The sequence below is a fragment of the Mesorhizobium captivum genome, from assembly GCF_033977165.1.
In the GTDB taxonomy this organism is placed as follows: domain Bacteria; phylum Pseudomonadota; class Alphaproteobacteria; order Rhizobiales; family Rhizobiaceae; genus Mesorhizobium; species Mesorhizobium captivum.
This window is the reverse complement of the sequence record NZ_JAVIJB010000074.1, coordinates 1-18,538: the sequence shown is the minus strand read 5'-3', so window position 1 is coordinate 18,538 and position 18,538 is coordinate 1. Positions and strand designations below refer to the sequence as shown.

Sequence of the window (18,538 nt, the reverse complement as noted above, 5' to 3'; positions counted from 1 at the left end):
CCGTTCGGCACGAGGTTGTCACCCATGTCTTAGGTACGATCTGTTACCTATGTCTCCGGGTCGGACATGCTCAAAATGGCGATCCCGGCAGGATTCGAACCTGCGACCATCGGCTTAGAAGGCCGGTGCTCTATCCAGCTGAGCTACGGGACCGCTGGCCGGCCGGGGCCGGCTGATACCACTACGCCGAGGGACGCTCGACCAAAGGGGTTAGTGCGTCCAGGGCGTCCTGCGGTCATAGCGGAAATTGTCCGAATAGGAAATCTGCCGGCGCTTCGTCTCCTTCGGCTCCTCAACGCGGAAGGCGATGCCCTGCTTCTCGGCGTAGGCAACCGCCTCTTCCTTCGTATCGAAGGTGAGCCGCACCTGGCTCAGCATGTCGCCAGAGGTGGTGTAGCCCATCAGCGGGTCGATCTTCTTGCGCTGGGCCGGATCGAACTCCAGCACCCAATGGCCGGTCTTGGCCTTGCCGGACTGCATCGCGGTTTTGGCTGGGCTGAAAATGCGCGCGGACATGACCACCTCGTTGCCGCCCGACGACCGGGCACCTTTTTCGTGGCGCGCGTCCGAAAAGCCGGGTTGGAGCCTGAGGCCGCGCGCCAATCCGTCAATACTGTGCAACGGCGCCGCCCGCAAGCGGCGATGGCCCAGCAGGTGGTCACAGCCGGCAAATGGTCATGTCTGATATGGCGGGAACCTCGCGCCGGCCCTGACATTAACGGAAGGTCAGGCGACCAGCCGCCCCGGCCATTGGATGACGGCTTGCAAGGCCGCCGAGGTCACAAAGCGTCGCCATTCCTCTTCAACAAGCCTGGACACTCCGCCATGACCAAGACAACCGAACATCCCGTCCTGCAGCTGGCCGTGCTTGTCGGCAGCCTGCGCGCCCAGTCCTTCAGCCGCAAGATCGCCAAGGCGCTGGCTGCCCGCGCGCCGGACTCGCTGCGTTGCCGCTTCATCGAGATCGGCCAGCTGCCCCTCTACAACGAGGATCTGGACAGCGACACGCCGCCCGCCGCCTGGTCGGCGTTCCGCGCCGCCATCAGGGAGTGCGACGCAGTGCTGTTCGTGACGCCCGAATACAACCGTTCGATCCCCGGCGGCCTGAAGAACGCGCTCGATGTCGGCTCGCGTCCCCATGGCAGAAACGTCTTCAAGGGCCTGCCCGCCGGCGTCGTCAGCGTCAGCCCGAGCAAGATCGGCGCATTCGGTTCCAACCATGCGCTCAGGCAGACCTTCGTCTTCCTCGACATGCCGGTGATGCAGCAGCCGGAGGCCTATATCGGCAATGCCGCAGAGCTGCTCGACGCCAACGGCGCGGTGAAAAACGGCGACACCGCCGCCTTCCTGGAGAATTTCATGGGCGCCCTGGAGATCTGGATCAGAACCGTGCGGCCCGGCGGCTCGTCCTTCGACGCCTTCATGAAACAACGCGAGAAGATCGCCGAGGACTATGTCAATGGCAACGCCACATCGCTGAAGGCGATCGTGACGAATAGCGAGCCGGCCACCTTCTTTTCGCCGCGCGGCGATCATCTCGAAGGCGCAAACGCCGTCGCCGGCCGCTACGAGCGCGACGCCGCGAGCTTCCACGAAGGCGGCAGCACCGACCTCGAGGTGCTGCAAGCCTCAGCGAGCGGCGACCTCGCCTTCTGGACCGGACTGCAGCATGCGAAGGCCCGCATGGGCAAGAACGGCCAACCCGCCGAGATGACCTTGCGGGTGACGGAGGTGTTCCGGCTGGAGGACGGCGCCTTCAAGCTGGTCCACCGCCACGCCGACCCGGCTCACTAAGGCGCATTGATATCCAGGTGATGCCGGCCTGCAAATAGCCGCTCAATCAAGCCCGCGACACAATGCCGGGGGCTCTTTGCAACGGGGGTCTATTCCCATTGCCTTGTCGGCGGCATATGTCGGATACACGGTCGTGGCATCTGACCGCCATGACGACGATAAAGACAAAAATGGGCATAGAAGCGGAAATCTCGTCGGATTGGACCGGCGAGCCGGCGATCCTCGAAGGCGCTATCGTGATCGGCGCCGGTGCGGCGGGATTGGCGGCGGCGTACGCATTGATCGAGGCCGGGATCGCCACCGAGATCCTCGAGCGTGAGGGACGGCTGGCCGAGCCCTGGCACCGCCGCCATGAGAACCTGCATCTCAACACGCATCGCGACCTCTCGACGCTGCCCGGCGTTTCCTTTCCGATAGGCACGCCTGCCTTTCCGCACCGCAGCGCGGTGATCCGCCTCTTCAACGATTTCGCCCAGACGCACCGCCTGCCGATCGCCTTTGGCGTCATCGTCGAGGATATCGAATTCCGCGGCGACCACTGGCTGGTCAAGACCAGCATGGGGCCGCGCGCGGCACGGCATGTGGTGATCGCCACGGGGCGCGACCGGCAGCCCTTCATCCCGGCCTGGAAAGGCATGAAGGATTTTTCGGGCAAGATCATCCATTCGGCGCATTTCGGCCGGGCGGGAAATTATGCCGGGAAAAAAGTGCTGGTGGTCGGCGCCGGCAATTCCGGCTTCGATGCGCTCAACCATCTTTCCGGCTCCGAGACGGGGCAGATGTGGCTCGCAGCGCGCAATGGGCCTTCGCTCTTGCCCAAGCGCATCGGCAAGGTCGCCGTGCATCGCTTCTCGCCCGTCATGGCGAGCCTGCCGGCCAGGCTGGCTGACGCGGTGATGGCGGCGACGCAGCGGCTGGTCTTCGGCGACCTCAAGAAATTCGGACTGCCCCCTGCCCCGTCGGGCGGCGCCAGCCGCCTCGGCTCGGATTATACGGCGATCGCCGCCGACGACGGCGCGGTCGATGCGATCAAGGCCGGCCGCATCATCGTCGTGCCGCAGGTCAAGGAATTCAGGCACGACAGCGTCGTTCTCGAAAACGGCCAGGCGATCGCGCCCGACATCGTCATTGCCGCCACCGGCTATCGCACCGGACTGGAAACGATGGTGGGCAGGCTCGGCGTGCTCGACGCCAAGGGCGTGCCGCTGTTCAACGGAGCGGCCAGCGATCCGAAATTGCCGGGCCTCTGGTTCACCGGTATGCGGCCGAGCATTCGCGGCTGCTTCGCCAACGCCCGCATCCAGGGTGCGGCGATCGCCCGCAGGATTGCCGGGCGAAAGCGCTGAGGCGCCATTTCTGCGTGTGAAGCTTCCGATTTTGGGTTGCCTTCCGGGCCACGGAACCCTATACGCCGCGAGCGTCGGAGTGTAGCGCAGCCTGGTAGCGCACCTGATTTGGGATCAGGGGGTCGCGTGTTCGAATCACGCCACTCCGACCAGTTTTCTCAGCATTCCACATGCGGGTCGGGCAGCCGGCGCAGCTCAGGCCTGGCCAGAAAGGTTCGGCCGTGGTCGTCGCTATCCTCGACCGGGACGATTGGATAGCCAAAACCGATATCATCGTGGCGGTCGATGTCACCAGGCGGCGCCTGACCTGGGATGCCGCGCGACCTGTGGTCGCCCCTTATCCGCGCCGGCAAGATGGTTCTTATCCCGCGCAAGCCAAAGCCGTGGTGGCGACGGCAGCTGCGCCAGCTGCGGCAGGCGCTGCGGCAGGGCTGAGGATGGGCGGATCCGCCGGCTGCGCCGCAGTCTTGCGCCTTGGCGTCATTCTTTGGGCGGGGAACCCTGCCCAGCCTTTGCAAGTTTTATTGCCATGGCTGACACCCCGACCATCGCGCGCATCTGGCGCGGCAGAACCTTGCCCGAGAAGGCCGACGCCTATGAAACCTATAATTACGAGGTCGGCATCAAGCCGCTGATCGAAAAGGCGCTCGGTGTCCAGACGTTTCGCGAGGACACGCCGACCTATTCGGAGTTCGTGACGATCTCCTATTGGGAGAGCATCGAGGCAATGGGACGCTTCACCGGCGGCGGTCCGACCGAGGTCCACCATCTCGATCGCGACGCGGAATTCCTGATCGAACTGCCGAAGAACGTGCAGGTGCTGCGCCTGCTCGCCAGCCATGGCAATACGGGCTGAGCCGCGAACTCTAAAGCAGGTCGCGTGAAAAAGGATTCACGCGACCTGCTTCAGGTTCTTGATTTTAAGCATGTCTTCGTCCCGAAACCGGGCCCACTTTCGGGAGACATGCTTTAAAAGGCACTTTCGATGTCGGTCTTCGAAAAATCGTCGCCGACATAGAGTAGCCGGCAGCCGCGATCCTTCGCCACCTCATAGGCAAAGCAGTCGCCGAAATTGAGAGCCGCCGCGTGAATGCCCTTGCCCCATTGCGCGTAGGCCTCGGCAATGCGACGCGCGGCGCCCTCCGTCACCGGCGCGATCTCGAAGCCGAGCCCGTCGATCAAAGCCGACACTTCTTCCGCCACCCCTCGCCTTGCTGCAACGATCAGCAGTTCGGCCACGGTTCCCGCCGAAATCAAAAGGCTATCCTCTGTTTCGAGCGCCGCGATGCAGGCGCCTGCCTCTGGTTCGTCGAGGACGACGGCCATCAACGCAGACGTATCAACCGCAATCATTCCGGCAAGCCGTCGTCGCCGTAGAGGAAGTCCTGGCTGCGTGCGGCGGACGGGCCGGCATTGGCCTTGGCCGCGCCGGCGGTCCGGGCGGCCTCCAACAAGGTCCGCCGCCCTTTCCTGTCCGGTGCGGGCCGCACTGGAACCAGGCGTACGGCCGCATGGCCGTGACGGGTCAGGATGACCTCGTCGCCGGCCTCGGCACGGCGCACCAGCTCGGTCAGTTGCCCCTTAGCCTCTGTCACGGATATCTGCATGGTCGCTCCGACGGACCATTGTCTGGTCCATTCTTGAAGCAATAGACCATCTTACGGTCCATTTCAATCCGCGGCACGGGGGGCAAGTAAACCCGCCGGGCGAGCCCCCAACAACCTCGAGCCCGGCGAGCCTACAACCCGATCTGGAACGCGATCGGGACCGGGATCAACCGGCATTTCGTGCGTTGCAAGATGGATGCCAGCAGGATCGTCCCGGAATGGGACAGCGATTGGCGGCCTTCCCTTCTCCCCTTGTTGTGGGAGAAGGCGGATCGGCGCGCAGCGCCGAGACGGATGAGGGTGTTGGAAGAAACGCGACTTCTACCGATAGGCGCCGAAAGCACCTGGCTTCAAACGCACAGCTCCGTCCAACCCCCCTCATCCGTCGCCTTCGGCGACACCTTCTCCCACAAGAAGGGGAGAAGGAGGGGAGCTAAATATCGAACTCGCCCTGCCCTTCGTCCATGGCGCTGACGGTTTCGGCTGCGAGAGCGCGGGTGATCGGCGTCTTGCGTTCGAGCGCGGCGCGGTCGAGGCGTTCGACGACCCGCATCGCGGTCGCCAGCGAACGCTCGATGCGCCGCACCAGATATTGCACGACATGCTGCTCGACCTCGACCTGGCGGTCGGCGAACAGCTTTGTGATGACGCCGGCGAGCAGCAGGTCGTCCGGCTCGTGTATCTCGACTGTCGCCGCCGCCTTCAGCCGCGAGATGAGGTCGGGCAACACGACGCGCCAGGCGGAGGGAAAACGCCGCGCCGTCAAAAGCAGCGTGGAGCCGGCGCCGCGCACGGTGTTGATCAGGTGGAACAAGCCTTGCTCGTCGATCGGCCCCCTGTCGATGTCGTCGATGAGCGCGGGCGTGGCGCCAAGGCCGGCGATGTGCTCGCCGATCCTGTCGGGATCGATGGCCACCGCATCGGCGTGTGTCTGCCAGATTTGGGCAAGGTGCGTCTTGCCGGAACCCGGAGGGCCGGCCAGCACCACCACGTGCGAGGGCCAGCCCGGCCAGCGGTCGACAAGCGCCGCGGCCTCAGCGTTCGTGCCGGAGACGACGAGCTCGTCGCGCGAATAGCCGGTGCCGTGGCCGAGGTCGAGCGGCAGTTGGCGCGGCGGACCGGATCTATCATCGGACATTTCAGCCACGCGGCGAACGATGGCCGCCGCCGCGATCCGCCGGCAGCGGCGGCGTGGGCTCGGTGGCATGGCCCTTGTAAAGCGGCGATTCCAGATAGCGGGAAATCGCAAAGCGCACCAGCACCGCGATGGCCGCCGAAGCCGGCACCGCGATCAAAAGGCCGACGAAGCCGAACAGCGCGCCGAAGGCGAACAGCGCGAACATCAGCCAGACCGGATGCAGGCCGACACTTTTGCCGACCAGCCGCGGCTGCAGGATGTTGCCCTCGATGAACTGGCCGACGAAGAACACGCAGGCCACCGCCACGATCATCGTCCAGTCGGGCCAGAATTGGACGAAGGCGACGCCAACGGCAAGCACCAGCCCTGTCAGCGAGCCGACATAAGGGATGAAGGAGATCAGCCCGGCGAAGAAGCCGATGAGGATGGCGAAGTTCAGCCCGGTCAGCGTCAGGCCGGTGGCGTACATGCCGCCGAGCACAAGGCAGAGCGTGCCCTGCCCGCGCACGAAGCCGGCTGTGGCGGTGTTGATGTCGCGGGCGAGCGCTCTGACGGTTTCGACATAGTCGCGCGGCACCCAGCTGTCGACCACGGCCACCATGCGGTCCCAATCGAGCAGCATGTAGAACGCGACGACCGGGGTGACGACGAAGAGGCTGACGACCGAGACCAGCGCCACGCCAGAGCTCCAGATCGAGGTGAAGACCGTGGTCAACAGGCTGAAGCCGGAGGTGAGCAGCGAGTTCAGCCCGTCGCGCAGGCCGGCGGCGTTGACGCCAAAACGCTGCTCCAGCCATTTCGGGTCGAAGCTGGTGATCAGCGACTGCAGGCGCGTGAGATATTCCGGCAGCTTGCGGGCGAAATCGGCCATCTGGGTCGCCAGCACCGGCACCAGGATGACGAAGGCGAGCACGACGACGACGATGAAGGCGATGAGGATCACCACGGTCGCCATCAGCCGGGAAAGCCCCAGCCGCTCCAGTCGATCGGCGACCGGATCGAGGAAATAGGCCAGCACCATGCCGGCGACGAAGGGCAGGAGGATGCCCGAGAAGACGTAGAGGAACAGTGCTAGAAGCACGGCGACGATCAGCCAGAACGCGATCTGGCGGCGCAACGCGGTCGATGCCGCGGCCGTCCAGGCTTCGCTGTCAGGTGCCCGTCTTGGAACTGCCGTTCTGGGAGCCTTCGCCATAGCCGCTCATATGCCTTAGCCAGGCCACGAGATAGGCCGCGGCCGAAGCCACGGTCAAGACCCCGGACAGCAATATGAGCGCCGGCCGGAGCGGATCGAGATGGACGGAAAAGGCAAGCTCGCCCAGCACCAGCGCCGCCAGCGCGATCTGCACGGCGGTGTTCATCTTGGACACGAAGAGCGGCTTCATCTCGACCGGATGCGCCATCACGCTGGACAATAGAACGGCGCAGATGATCAGCCCATCGCGCGACACCATGGTCACGACAAGCCAGAGCGGCAGCTCGCCGGCAAAGCCCATGACGATGAACACCGAGACCAGGAGAAGCTTGTCCGCGATCGGGTCGAGATAGGCGCCGAGCCGCGAGGACAACTGATAGCGGCGGGCGATGAAGCCGTCGACGCCGTCGGAGAGGCCGGCGACAAGGAAGCCGGCAAAGGCCCAGTCCCAACGCGCCTGCAGCATCGCCAGCACCACCGCGGGCACCAGCAGCAGCCGCATGATCGTGATCATGTTGGGTATGGTCACGTGATGTCCCGTCGTGGCGTGTTTTGGAAATAGATGATGGAGATGAGAGGGACGCGCAAGGGAGGAAGCTGCTGATCTCCCCCCTCGTGGGGGAGATGGCCGGCAGGCCAGAGGGGGGCGCGAAGGAACGCCCACGTTCGAGATTGGCAAAAAAAATGGTCGAAGGCAGTCTAGGAATTTTGAGCAGACGTTTCCCTGATAGGCTGGAGGGACAGCGCCCCCCTCTGTCCTGCCGGACATCTCCCACACAAGGGGGGAGATTTGCCGTCGTCCCGGCCTTCGCCAATCACCGCTTTTCCCGGGAACAATCCCCCTCACCTGCGCGTCATCCTTGCTCCCCGAAACCATTCATGCGAAGAGCCCGCAATGGAAACAGGGACGAGCCGAAGATGAGCAACGGCGATAAGGCCAAGCGCAAGAACGGGCTCACCTATGCCGAGGCGGGCGTCGATATCGATGCCGGCAACCTGATGGTCGAGAAGATCAAGCCGCTGGTGCGCGCGACGCGCCGGCCGGGCGCCGATGGCGAGATCGGCGGCTTCGGCGGCCTGTTCGACTTGAAGGCAGCCGGCTTCACCGACCCGGTGCTGGTCGCGGCCAATGACGGCGTCGGCACCAAGCTCAAGATCGCCATCGATTCCGGCAAGCACGACACGATCGGCATCGACCTCGTCGCCATGTGCGTCAACGACATCGTCGTGCAGGGCGCGGAGCCGCTGTTCTTCCTCGATTATTTCGCCACCGGCAAGCTCGATCCCGACCAGGGCGCTTCGATCGTCGGCGGCATCGCGCAGGGCTGCCGGCAGGCCGGCTGCGCGCTGATCGGCGGCGAGACGGCCGAGATGCCCGGCATGTATCGCGACAAGGACTACGACCTCGCCGGCTTCGCCGTGGGCGCGGCCGAGCGCGGCCAGTTGCTTCCGACCGACGACATCGTCGAGGGCGACGTGCTGCTCGGTCTCGCCTCCTCGGGGCTCCATTCCAACGGCTTTTCGCTAGTGCGCCGGATCGTCGCCGCGAGCGGGCTGGGCTGGGCCGATCCGGCGCCATTCAACGAGGAGCTGAGCCTCGCCGAAGCGCTGCTCGAGCCGACGCGCATCTATGTGAAGTCGATCCTGAAGGCGATCCGCAACACGCATGGCATCAAGGCGCTGGCCCACATCACCGGCGGCGGTTTTCCGGAAAACATCCCGCGCGTGCTGCCCAAGGATTTTTCGGCCGAGCTCGACCTCGAGGCGATCGACGTGCCGCCGGTGTTTTCGTGGCTGGCCAAGACCGGCGGCGTCGCGCCGGAAGAGATGATGCGCACCTTCAACTGCGGCATCGGCATGATCCTGGCCGTCGCTTCCGGCCAGGCGGCGCAGGTTGCGGCGGTGCTGCAGGAAGCCGGCGAGACGGTGACGCCAATCGGCCGCATCGTGCCGCGCCGCGACGCCGGCGTCATCTATCGAGGCTCGATCGGCCTATGAGCAGGAAACGCACGGTCGTCCTGATCTCGGGGCGCGGCTCCAACATGACGGCGCTGATTGCGGCTGCGTCCGACCCGACCTATCCGGCCGAGATCGTCGGCGTGATTTCCGACCGGGCGAACGCCGCCGGGCTCGGGATCGCGCAGTCGCGCGGCATCGCCACCAAGGTCATCCAGCGCGCCGACCATCCGAGCAAGGACGCATATGACGAGGCGATCGACGCCACACTGACCGGCTTCGGTGCCGAGATCGTGGCTTTGGCCGGCTATATGCGCATCCTCGGCCGTGGCCTTGTCGAAAAATGGCAAGGCCGCATGATCAACATCCACCCTGCCCTGCTGCCGGCCTTCAAGGGGCTGGACACGCATGCGCGCGCCATACGCGCCGGTGTGCGCATCCATGGCTGCTCGGTACATTTCGTCACGCCCGAGATGGATGACGGCCCGATCATCGCCCAGGCCGCCGTGCCGGTGATGGTCGGCGACAATGAGGACACGCTTGCCGCGCGAGTGCTGAAGGTGGAGCACCGGCTCTACCCGCTGGCGCTGGGGCTGGTCGCCGAGGGTAAGGCGCAGATGGAAAAGGGCCACACCGTGCTTGCCCATTTCGCCGACGACGCCGAAAACGCCACCTCGGTGGTGATGGCGCCGGACCCGATGCGCGAGGAGACCGACCTCGAGCAGCTGGCGCGGATCACGCCGTAGCGTCCTTGAGTATGGTAGCAATAATTGCTACCATCTCCCTGAGGAGACAGCTCTATGGCGACAGTCGAAAAAGTAAGCGTTGCGCTTTCGCCGGAACTTCTGGAGATGGTCAGAGACGCCGTCGATAGCGGTCGCTATGGCTCGGCGAGCGAGGTCATTCGCGAGGCGCTGCGCGAGTGGCGCTTGCGTCAACCGCTCCGCGAAGCCGAAGTGGAGCGGCTGCGCAGGGCCTGGACAGAGGGACTGGAGAGCGGCCCATTTGTTCCTTTTGATATCGAGGACATCAAGCGGAAGGCCCGGGGCCGCCTCATCGACGCTGCCAAGAAATAGCCCATGGCCGGTCTGCCGATCATCCGCAGTCCGGCGGTTGAAAATGACCTGACAGATATTTGGCTTTCCATTGCCAAGGATAGCCCGCGTGCGGCCGATCATTTTTTGGATGCGATCACAGAACGCATTCTGCAGCTTGCCGTCTTCCCCGAATCCGGACCGCGAAGACCCGATATCGGGGCCGACACGCGTGCGCTGACCATCAGTAACTACCTTATTCTCTACAGGCATGCCGAGGAACGGATCGAGGTCGTGCGTATCGTGCACGGCGCGCGCGATCTCTCGACTCTACTCTAAGGAAGCATAGTCTTGGAGATTTTCGACAGCGCGATCCGGACGAAAGGCGATCTCGCAGGTGTCTTCGAATATGAGGACACCGGGCCGCAAGAGGCCATAGCGCATTTCTACCTGTATAGGGCGGAAGGCGAGACGGCCGGCTCGATTCTCGATGTAATACATGTCAGGTCGGGGCAATGGGCCATCACCGAAGCAGATGTCGCCGTCAGGTGGGACGGCAGCGAACAGCGTGTGGGCCTGTTCGTCTTCGGCATGCTGGTAGCGACCTTTGATGCCGCAGCAGGGACGAAATATGGTGGCGGATATGGCAAGGATTTCAACGCCGAGATTCCCTGGTCCTGAACGATGAGACAACTGCTTATCCTGCGTCATGGCAAGTCGAGTTGGGACGATCCCAAGCTTGAGGATTTCGACCGTCCTCTTGCCCCACGCGGGCTGAAGACGGCGCCGCTGATGGGGCGCGAGCTTTCGCGGCGCGGCTGGCTGCCGAAGCTCGCGCTGGTCTCGCCGGCGCTGCGCACCCGCGACACCTGGCGGCTGGTCGCTCAGGAACTGCCGAAGCACGTGCCGGCGGAATTCGCGGACGAGCTCTACGAGGCGGCGCCGGCCGCCATCCTGGCGCGCGTGCGGCAGGCGAAGGCCAGCAGCCTGATCGTGATCGGCCACAATCCCGGCCTGCAGAATTTCGTGCTCAGGCTCGCCGGCGCCGGCTCGGATGCCGATGTGTTCAAGAAGGTCGAAGCGAAATTCCCGACCGCAGCGCTGGCGCGGTTTGCCGTGAAGGATGATTGGGCGAACCTCGATTTCGGCGGCGCCCGGCTGACGCATTGCGTCAGGCCGAAGGATTTGGGGTAGAAGCCTGGTGTGCGGCTGCACAGGTCGGCGGGACAGGAACGCCAGCCTGGGTGATCTGCGAAACAAATGGCGGCGGGCAAGCCCGCCGGCATTGGCAGTTCAGGAGGCGAGATCAATTGCCCCAGATGCCCTGCCCCGGATCCGGCCAGGCCTGCGACGGCGACGATCCGGTCGTCATCGAGGTGTCGACATTGGCTGGCTTGGCGGCCTCGTGCTTGCGCACCGAGGCGGTGAGGCCGCGGTCGACGCCGGCGGTCGGCTGATTGGCATTGTTCGCGCCATAGTGGTCGCTGCCTGCAAAGGCAGAACCGATGGCGAGAAGCATGGCAGCAGCGGTGAGAGCGATCCTGGTCATTTCGGTGATTCCTTGTCAATGAGTTGTGAAGGAGACGGGAGACGCGGTGTCAGCGACCCCAGAGGCCGTCGTCGTTGTGCCGGGCGATGATGTCGGCGGCGGTCTCGTCGGATCCGGCTGTTGCCGCAGCCTGGTGATGCGCCATGTCCCGCACGCGGATCGAGGTGGTCATCATGTGATCGACACCGGCGGTCGGCTGGTTGGCGCCGTCGGCGCCATAATGGTCGCTGCCGGCAGAGGCGCTGCCCATGGCAGCGACGAGCATGGCGGCGGCGACGAATGCGATCCTGGTCATCTCAGTGTTCCTTGTCCTGTCGTTTCATCGGCGGCGCCTTGGGAGGATGGCCCCGCTGCCGACAAGACCCGGAACGGCCCGGTTTTATTCCCGGGCGAAATCTCTTCTTCGCCACAGCGGCCGAACCCTCGCCTCGAAAGCTCATCTTGAACAATGGGTTGGAAGGAACTGCTGCCTGGCCGATTCAGGCCGACCCATAGCCGCTCTACAAAGCAAAACGGCGGGGCAAGCCCGCCGCTTTGAGGTCTATCGAGGATCGGAACCGTTCAGTGGTTGCCGAACAGGTCGCGGTCGGCGCCCTGGGTCAGCGGCTTCTGGACATTCGCAACCGACTTCTTGACCGAAGCGGTGATCGAGGTGTCGACCGAAGCGGCCGGCTGGTTGGCGTTGGCCGAGCCGTAGTTGTCGGAGCCGGCGAAAGCGACACCCGTGGCGACGAGAAGGGCGGCGGCGGTAAGAGCGATCTTAGTCATTTCAGTTACTCCGGATTTGAGGGTTAGATCGGATTGGGCCACTTTGGGCGGAGGCCGCCTTAGCGGCCCCAGATGCCCTGGCCGGATTCCGGCTGGACCTGTTCGGGCGTCAACCTGAACCCGCGGGTGAACTCTTGGCGGTGCTCGACCGGCCTGCGGATCGAAGCCGTGGGAGTGCGGTCGATGTTGTCGCCGGACTGGGCCACGGCCGACTGGTTGGCGGTCGGCTGGTTGACATTGTCGGAACCATAATGGTCGCTGCCGGCAAAGGCGCTGCCCGTGGCAATGAGAAGGGCCGCAGCGGTAAGAGCAATCTTGTTCATTTTAGATACTCCAGATTTCAAAAGTCGTGTCCGTCTAGTGGCGTGCCGTAATGGAAATTCGCGTCGCTCGGACCACCCCGAAATGGGTCGGCCCGGTTGCCATTTCCAATCACGAAAATGTGCAAATCGAACCAACTGGTTCGACCTTGAAATCGCATGAACAGTGCAGCTGCCACATTTTAATGTTTTAATATCAATAGCTTACTGTGGCGGCTGCGAAACATAGGCCCTCGGAACGGCCAACTGCCGTTCACTCAGATTACACGATCCGTCACCATAAATTGAACCGAACCGTTCGGTTTGATTTCCTGGCGGAGCGAATTTGGACTTGAACCGGTCGCCGGCTGGGTCTTAGCCAGCGTTTGCCTTGCCGGCAGATCGATATTATCGATTGTCTTCAAGCATCCGTTGGGACCGCCAGCCGTACCTTGCGAGCCGACGTCGCCATCGGACAAAGGCATTCCTGAACAGCGATCAACGATGCGGCTCCTGCTTGTCGAAGACAATCGCGAACTGGCCGATTGGCTGAGCAAGACGCTGCGCCAGGCGAGCTATGTCGTCGACGTCGTCCATGACGGCGAGGATGTCGAACATGCGCTTGCGGCCGGCGACCATGCGCTGATCATCCTCGACCTTGCCCTGCCGCGCATGGGCGGCATGGAGGTGCTGAAGCGGCTGAGGGCGCGCGGCAATCCCGTGCCGGTGATCGTGCTCACCGCCAATGCCAGTCTCGACGGCCGGGTCAAGGGCCTCAACGAAGGCGCCGACGACTATCTGGCAAAACCCTTCCAGATCGAGGAACTGGAAGCGCGCATCCGCGTGCAGCTGCGCCGCGCCAACGACCGGACGGCGCCTATCATTTCCTGCGGCGACCTCGTCTTCGACACCAACACCAGGCTGTTCTCGCTCGGCGGCGAGATGCTGGCGCTGACGCCGCGCGAGCATGCGGTGCTGGAGCAATTGGTGGTCAAGGCCGGGCGCACGGTGAGCAAGGCGGCGCTGTCGGCAGCGATCTACGATTTCGACACCGACGCCGACCCCAGCGCCATCGAGATCTATGTGCATCGCCTGCGCAAAAAGCTGGAAGGCTCGCGCGTACAGATCGCCACCTTGCGCGGCCTCGGCTATCTGCTGCGCCATGAAGACTAGGCGATATGAAGATTGGGCGACATGAAGATTCGGCGCCATGAGGATTAGCAGCCTCCGCCTGCAATTGCTGGCCTGGGTGGTGCTGCCGCTGGCCGCGTTGGTGACCGTCAACCTGTGGACCAGCCAGCGCAACGCGCTGGCGACCGCCGACCTTGTCACCGACCGCATGCTGGTCGGCTCGGCGCGCGCGATCGCCGAGCAGGTGGCGATGGCCGACGGCGTTCTCGACGCTACCATTCCGCCGGCGGCGATCGAGATGTTCGATACCGGCGACCGCGACAGCGTCTACTACCGGGTCGAGACCGCGAACGGCCGGCTGCTCACCGGGTATCCCGACCTGCCCGAAGCGCCGCGGAGCGGCAGCATCGAGGCTTCCTATCGCGATCACCCGTTGCGCCTCGCAACGCTCAGCCATGCCGTGATCGGCGCTGGCGCGGATTCGCCGATCGAGGTCACCGTCGGCGTCACGCTTGCCGGCCACGACGCGATGGTGAGGCGGCTGTGGTTCAGCGCCTTCGCCCAGCAGTTGGCGCTGGTGGCGATTGCCGGCGTGTTCGTGCTGCTTGGCCTGCGCCGTGGGCTGGCGCCGCTCATCCGGCTGCGCGATGCGGTGCGCTCGCCGGACCGCAGCGATCTCGACCCGGTCGAGGTGCCGGGCGCGCAAAGCGAGATCCGGCCGTTGATCGATGCGCTCAACGCCTATATGGAGCGCGTGCGAGCGCAGATGGCGGCGCAGCGCCGCTTCATCGCCAATGCCGCGCATCAGTTGCGCACGCCGCTGGCGCTCTTGTCGACGCAGGCAAGCTATGCGCTGCGCGAAAGCGCCGCCGACCAGCGCCAGGAAGCGCTCATCGCCTTGCAGGCAAGCTCCGGCCGGCTGGCGCGGCTTGCCGAACAGCTCTTGACCCTGTCACGCGCCGAGCCCGGTAGCCGGCGGCCGCGCGCCGACCGCATCGACCTCACCGAAGCCGCCCGCCAGGTGCTGGAAACGCATGCGCCGAAGGCGATCGAGCGCAACATCGACCTCGGCCTCGATGAAACCGGCCCGGTACCGGTCATCGGCGACGGCACCATGCTGCGCGAGATGATCGTCAACCTGGTCGACAACGCGCTGCGCTACACGCCGGCCGGCGGCACCGTGACCGTCAAGCTGGCCGCGATCGATCGCGAGGGCGTGCTGACGGTCACCGACACCGGCCCCGGCATTCCGGCCGAGGAGCGGAAGCAGGTCTTCGAGCGCTTCTACCGCGTGGCCGGTGCCACCGAGGAAGGCAGCGGACTCGGCCTCGCCATCGTGCGCGAGGTGATCGAGAATGCCGGCGGCAGCGTCGCGCTTGGCGACGCCGCCGCCGGCGGGCTCAAGGTCGAGGTGCGGCTACCGCTGGCGTGACCCGATGACGGACCGATCAGGTCCCCTGTTCGTTGAACGGCGCCGGCCGCCATTTGACGACATAGTTCTCGAAGCGGGTGATGATGAACTCCACCACCAGCGCCATCACCGCCAGGATGATCATGGCGGCGAAGACGCCATTGGCGTTGAAGGCGCCTTGCGCGGTCGAGATCAAGAGACCCATGCCCTGCTTGGCGCCGAGGAACTCGCCGACCACGGCACCGACCAGCGCGAAGCCGAAGCTGACGTGAAGGCTGGCGAGGATCCAGCTCATCGCCGAGGGGATGATGACGGTGCGAGTGATCTGGTACGGCGAGGCGCCGAGGATCTGGGCGTTGGCGATCATCGCCCTGTCGGCCTCGCGAACGCCCTGGAAGGCGTTGGCGAAGACGACGAAGAACACCATGACCACCGCCAGCGCCACCTTGGAGGCCATGCCGAGGCCGAGCGCGATGATGAAGACCGAGCCCAGCACGACGCGCGGCACGGAGTTGGCGATCTTGATGTAAATCGAAAAGACATCCGCCAGGAGCTTGTTGCGGCCGAGGATGATGCCCGCTGCAATGCCGCCGACGGCGCCGATGGCGAATCCGAGGAAGGTTTCCTCCAGCGTCACGTAGATCTGCAGCCAGAGCGGCCCCTGCGAGGTGCCCTCGGTGACCCAGGACCAGATCTGCTCCCAGATGCCGGAGGGGCTGGAGAAGAAGAACGGGTCAATGATGTTGTAGTCGGCGCCGAGTTCCCAGAGCGCGAGGAAAAAAATCAGGATCGCGAGCCGCAGGCCGATGACCAGGGCATGGCGGCGGCGCAGCCGCGCCCTCGCCCGGGCTTCGGCAGCGACGATCGAGGTCGCGCGCGCGGCTTGGTCAGAGGTGGGAGAGATGACGGTCATGGCTGTATCTCCTCTCAATGGCCGGTCTGTAGGCCACGCCTCTGGCCGAGCTGCACTTCCTCGCGCAGGTCGTTCCAGATCACCTTGGCGATCTCGATGAATTTCTGATCGTAGCGGATGTCGGCCATGACGCGCGGACGCGGCAGGTCGATGCGATAGACGCTCTTCACCGTGCCGGGACCGGCGGTGAGAACATAGACCTTGTCGGCCAGCGCCACCGCTTCCTCGAGATCGTGGGTGACGAAGACGACGGAGGATTTAAGTTCCGACCACAGGTCCAATAGCTCGTCTTGCATGGCGGTGCGGGTCTGCATGTCGAGCGCGCTGAACGGCTCGTCCATCAGCAGTATCTTCGGCTGGTTGATGAAGGTTTGCGCCAGCGCCACACGCTTGCGCATGCCGCCCGAGAGCTGGTGCGGATAGTGTTTCTCGAAGCGGGCAAGGCCGACGCGGGCGATCCAGTCGCGCGCCCGCTCATAGGCCTCGGCCTTCGGCGTGCCGCGATAGAGCGGGCCGGCGGCGACATTGTCGATCACGCTGCGCCAGGGAAACAGCGCATCCGCCTGGAAGACGAAGCCGATGTCGCGGCTGATCTCGGTGACGGGATTGCCCATGACGCGGACATTGCCGGTCGTTGGGCGCAGCAGTCCGGTGACGAGGTTGAGCGTCGTCGACTTGCCGCAGCCGGTCGGCCCGACGACGCAGGCGAACTCGCCGCGCGCCACCGTCATGGTGAAATCGCGGATTGCCGTCATCATGTGACCGTCGGGTGTGACGAAGCGCAACGTCACCTCGTCGATGGCGATTGCGGCATCGGCCGGCGGCGCGGCCTGAGACAGCTTCTCGGCCGCCATGGTTTGCAACTGCATGGCATACTCCTGTGGCGATGGTGCGAGGATGCCGGCGGCTCAAGCCCCTTAGGCTTGCCATGCATCAGCATCCGGAAAGGCGCCGCTGCCGAATTGATCCAGGCAGGCGGCGCAACTCGTTGTTCTCTGGAGCGGTTCACCGAACCGCTCCATCTCCTGGTTGACGCAATTCCGGACGGAAAAACCGCTTCACACTTTTCCCTGGAATTGCTCGGGGGCGACCCGGACGGTCCGCCCTCGCCTATCGGCGTTACTTGGCGGCGTCGACGAATGCCGTGGTGTAGGTCTTCGACAGGTCGATCTGCTTTCCCTGCAGGCTCTTGGAGAAGGTCGACAGAACTTTCAGCACCGTCTCCGGACCATCGGCCGGCATGCGGCCGTCGGGCGTGAACATCGCCTTGCCGCCGGCCAGGCCCTGCACATAGAGGTCCTTGTTGCCGGCGTAGTAGTCCTTCGGCATCTGGTCGGCGATCTCCTCGGCCGAATGGCTGGCGATGTATTTCATCGTCTTGACGAAGGCGTTGGCGAGCTTCTGCGCCTCGTCCTTGTGGCTCTCGATCCAGGCGGACTGGACATAGAAGGACGCCGCTGGATAGTCGCCGCCCAGCGCTTCCTTGGTCTTCTCGGGTGTGCGCATGTCGACCAACACCTTGGCCTCGCCGGTCTGGAGCAGCTTGGCGATGGTCGGCTCGGTGGTCATGCCGGCCTGGATCTGGTCCTGCTTGACGGCGGCGATGAAGGTGTTGCCGGCGCCCACGGGAAGCAGCGTGTAGTCGCCCGGCTTCAGGCCGTTGCGCACGGCCAGATACTGGGTCAGGAAATCGGTCGAGGAGCCGAGGCCGGTGACGCCCAGCGTCGCGCCCTTGAAGTCGGCGGGCGACTTGATCTCCGGGTGCTTGGCAGAGACCAGTTCGACCTCGCCCGGCGCCTGGCTGAACTGGACGATCGACTGGATGTATTTGCCCTTTGACTGCAGGTCGACGGTGTGGTCGTAGAAGCCGACGACCCCCTGCACGGCGCCCGCCAGCAATTCGTTCTCGGCTTCGACGCCGGCGCGCGAATTGACCAGCTCGACGTCGAGCCCTTCATCCTTGAAGTAGCCGAGTTGCTGGGTGAGCACGGCCGGCAGATAGATCTGTTTTTCCATGCCGCCGACGATGATGGTGATCTTGTCGGCAGCCGACGCCGCCGTGGCACCCGTGGCGACTATGGCAAGCGTCAGCGCTGCCGAACGCAAGATGCACTTCGAGATGAAACCGGTCACGTAACTTCCTCCACCTGGGCGGCGCGCCCTCCAGGCTGCACCGCATTTCCTCCTTGCCGGCCGCTCCCGGACCGGTCACGTGGCGAACGCCACAAAACTGTCATGGCATGCCCAAGCTTTCAGCTGGCTTTCAGCCATCTACAGGGCATTTTGCTCAAGATTCCAACTTGAGTCAGGGGCGATCAATTACCAGCGTTGGCGCCGCCCCTTGTATCTGCACGGACAGAGATTTGTGCGATGGAAGCGACTGAGCCTCGAACCGGA

The 18,538-nt window shown here is 64.4% G+C and carries 24 protein-coding genes and 2 tRNA genes; 12 read left to right on the top strand and 14 right to left on the bottom strand.

From position 1 onward, the window contains the following. Positions 1-76 precede the first annotated feature (76 nt). Together RFM40_RS32640 and RFM40_RS32635 are read right to left on the bottom strand one after the other, a co-directional pair. Positions 77-153: transfer RNA gene (locus RFM40_RS32640), tRNA-Arg, on the bottom strand. A 57-nt stretch (positions 154-210) separates the two neighbouring features. Then, entirely contained in the window at positions 211-516 is a 306-nt protein-coding gene (locus tag RFM40_RS32635; RefSeq protein ID WP_126084876.1) for an ETC complex I subunit, read from the bottom strand. Positions 517-825: 309 nt separating this feature from the next. Between RFM40_RS32635 and RFM40_RS32630 the strand changes: the two genes are divergently transcribed. The 4 genes from RFM40_RS32630 to RFM40_RS32615 all read left to right on the top strand — a co-directional run bounded on the left by RFM40_RS32630 (position 826) and on the right by RFM40_RS32615 (position 3,996). Beyond that, positions 826-1,794, top strand: coding sequence for an NAD(P)H-dependent oxidoreductase (locus RFM40_RS32630; protein ID WP_320229620.1), 969 nt, complete (start codon positions 826-828; stop codon positions 1,792-1,794). Between the two features lie 170 nt (positions 1,795-1,964). After that, positions 1,965-3,140, top strand: coding sequence for a flavin-containing monooxygenase (locus RFM40_RS32625; RefSeq protein ID WP_320278989.1), 1,176 nt, complete (start codon positions 1,965-1,967; stop codon positions 3,138-3,140). Positions 3,141-3,215: 75 nt separating this feature from the next. Next, a tRNA-Pro gene (locus RFM40_RS32620) sits at positions 3,216-3,292 on the top strand. A gap of 377 nt (positions 3,293-3,669) precedes the next feature. Then, positions 3,670-3,996 (top strand): hypothetical protein, encoded by a 327-nt coding sequence (locus tag RFM40_RS32615; protein ID WP_320229568.1) that lies wholly within the window; start codon positions 3,670-3,672, stop codon positions 3,994-3,996. 113 nt (positions 3,997-4,109) lie between these two features. On the opposite strand, the gene RFM40_RS32610 is transcribed toward RFM40_RS32615, so the two are convergent. From RFM40_RS32610 to RFM40_RS32590, 5 genes are all read right to left on the bottom strand, one after another. Further along, entirely contained in the window at positions 4,110-4,493 is a 384-nt protein-coding gene (locus tag RFM40_RS32610) for a type II toxin-antitoxin system VapC family toxin (RefSeq protein WP_320229567.1), read from the bottom strand. Continuing rightward, on the bottom strand, positions 4,490-4,747 hold the full coding sequence (locus RFM40_RS32605; RefSeq protein WP_320278988.1) for a type II toxin-antitoxin system Phd/YefM family antitoxin: 258 nt from the start codon (positions 4,745-4,747) through the stop codon (positions 4,490-4,492). Before RFM40_RS32605 ends, RFM40_RS32610 begins: the two co-directional genes overlap by 4 nt. Positions 4,748-5,180: 433 nt before the next feature. Further along, positions 5,181-5,885, bottom strand: a complete 705-nt coding sequence (hdaA, locus tag RFM40_RS32600) for a DnaA regulatory inactivator HdaA (protein ID WP_320229565.1) — start codon at positions 5,883-5,885, stop codon at positions 5,181-5,183. Between the two features lies 1 nt (position 5,886). Beyond that, a complete protein-coding gene (locus RFM40_RS32595; RefSeq protein ID WP_320229564.1) occupies positions 5,887-7,080 on the bottom strand; it encodes an AI-2E family transporter in 1,194 nt (397 codons plus the stop codon). Next, on the bottom strand, positions 7,037-7,609 hold the full coding sequence (locus tag RFM40_RS32590; protein ID WP_320229563.1) for a CDP-alcohol phosphatidyltransferase family protein: 573 nt from the start codon (positions 7,607-7,609) through the stop codon (positions 7,037-7,039). Before RFM40_RS32590 ends, RFM40_RS32595 begins: the two co-directional genes overlap by 44 nt. 389 nt (positions 7,610-7,998) lie before the next feature. Here RFM40_RS32590 and purM point away from each other — a divergent pair, with 389 nt between their 5' ends. Genes purM through RFM40_RS32560 form a run of 6 tightly spaced genes read left to right on the top strand, consistent with a single transcriptional unit; the run spans position 7,999 to position 11,264 of the window. Then, a complete protein-coding gene (gene purM, locus RFM40_RS32585; protein ID WP_320229562.1) occupies positions 7,999-9,078 on the top strand; it encodes a phosphoribosylformylglycinamidine cyclo-ligase in 1,080 nt (359 codons plus the stop codon). Next, positions 9,075-9,782: a phosphoribosylglycinamide formyltransferase gene (purN, locus tag RFM40_RS32580; protein WP_320229561.1), complete on the top strand. Its 708-nt coding sequence runs from the start codon at positions 9,075-9,077 to the stop codon at positions 9,780-9,782. The genes purM and purN overlap by 4 nt, the downstream gene beginning before the upstream one ends. A gap of 54 nt (positions 9,783-9,836) precedes the next feature. Next, positions 9,837-10,112 carry a type II toxin-antitoxin system ParD family antitoxin gene (locus RFM40_RS32575; protein WP_320229560.1) on the top strand — a complete coding sequence of 92 codons (276 nt, stop codon included), beginning with the start codon at positions 9,837-9,839 and terminating at the stop codon, positions 10,110-10,112. A gap of 3 nt (positions 10,113-10,115) precedes the next feature. Beyond that, positions 10,116-10,409: a type II toxin-antitoxin system RelE/ParE family toxin gene (locus RFM40_RS32570; RefSeq protein WP_320229559.1), complete on the top strand. Its 294-nt coding sequence runs from the start codon at positions 10,116-10,118 to the stop codon at positions 10,407-10,409. Positions 10,410-10,421: 12 nt separating this feature from the next. Continuing rightward, positions 10,422-10,751 (top strand): hypothetical protein, encoded by a 330-nt coding sequence (locus RFM40_RS32565; RefSeq protein WP_320229558.1) that lies wholly within the window; start codon positions 10,422-10,424, stop codon positions 10,749-10,751. 3 nt (positions 10,752-10,754) lie between these two features. Next, a complete protein-coding gene (locus RFM40_RS32560; RefSeq protein WP_320229557.1) occupies positions 10,755-11,264 on the top strand; it encodes a SixA phosphatase family protein in 510 nt (169 codons plus the stop codon). A gap of 112 nt (positions 11,265-11,376) precedes the next feature. On the opposite strand, the gene RFM40_RS32555 is transcribed toward RFM40_RS32560, so the two are convergent. The 4 genes from RFM40_RS32555 to RFM40_RS32540 form a co-directional block, all read right to left on the bottom strand. Beyond that, positions 11,377-11,619, bottom strand: coding sequence for a DUF680 domain-containing protein (locus RFM40_RS32555; protein ID WP_320229556.1), 243 nt, complete (start codon positions 11,617-11,619; stop codon positions 11,377-11,379). A gap of 49 nt (positions 11,620-11,668) precedes the next feature. Then, a complete protein-coding gene (locus RFM40_RS32550) occupies positions 11,669-11,914 on the bottom strand; it encodes a DUF680 domain-containing protein (RefSeq protein WP_320274721.1) in 246 nt (81 codons plus the stop codon). 266 nt (positions 11,915-12,180) lie between these two features. Continuing rightward, complete coding sequence (locus tag RFM40_RS32545) at positions 12,181-12,387, bottom strand: DUF680 domain-containing protein (protein ID WP_320229554.1); 207 nt, start codon at positions 12,385-12,387, stop codon at positions 12,181-12,183. 59 nt (positions 12,388-12,446) lie between these two features. Then, positions 12,447-12,710 carry a DUF680 domain-containing protein gene (locus tag RFM40_RS32540; protein WP_320229553.1) on the bottom strand — a complete coding sequence of 88 codons (264 nt, stop codon included), beginning with the start codon at positions 12,708-12,710 and terminating at the stop codon, positions 12,447-12,449. Between the two features lie 480 nt (positions 12,711-13,190). On the opposite strand from RFM40_RS32540, the gene RFM40_RS32535 reads away from it, so the two are divergent. Together RFM40_RS32535 and RFM40_RS32530 are read left to right on the top strand one after the other, a co-directional pair. Next, a complete protein-coding gene (locus tag RFM40_RS32535; protein WP_320229552.1) occupies positions 13,191-13,859 on the top strand; it encodes a response regulator in 669 nt (222 codons plus the stop codon). A 37-nt stretch (positions 13,860-13,896) separates the two neighbouring features. Beyond that, positions 13,897-15,249 carry a sensor histidine kinase gene (locus RFM40_RS32530; protein ID WP_320229551.1) on the top strand — a complete coding sequence of 451 codons (1,353 nt, stop codon included), beginning with the start codon at positions 13,897-13,899 and terminating at the stop codon, positions 15,247-15,249. A gap of 16 nt (positions 15,250-15,265) precedes the next feature. Here the strand turns inward: RFM40_RS32530 and RFM40_RS32525 are convergent, their stop codons facing one another. The 3 genes from RFM40_RS32525 to RFM40_RS32515 all read right to left on the bottom strand — a co-directional run bounded on the left by RFM40_RS32525 (position 15,266) and on the right by RFM40_RS32515 (position 18,274). Beyond that, positions 15,266-16,141 (bottom strand): ABC transporter permease, encoded by an 876-nt coding sequence (locus tag RFM40_RS32525; protein ID WP_320229550.1) that lies wholly within the window; start codon positions 16,139-16,141, stop codon positions 15,266-15,268. Between the two features lie 14 nt (positions 16,142-16,155). Next, complete coding sequence (locus tag RFM40_RS32520; protein WP_320229549.1) at positions 16,156-17,010, bottom strand: ABC transporter ATP-binding protein; 855 nt, start codon at positions 17,008-17,010, stop codon at positions 16,156-16,158. Between the two features lie 250 nt (positions 17,011-17,260). After that, a complete protein-coding gene (locus RFM40_RS32515; RefSeq protein WP_430691759.1) occupies positions 17,261-18,274 on the bottom strand; it encodes an ABC transporter substrate-binding protein in 1,014 nt (337 codons plus the stop codon). Positions 18,275-18,538: the final 264 nt, after the last annotated feature.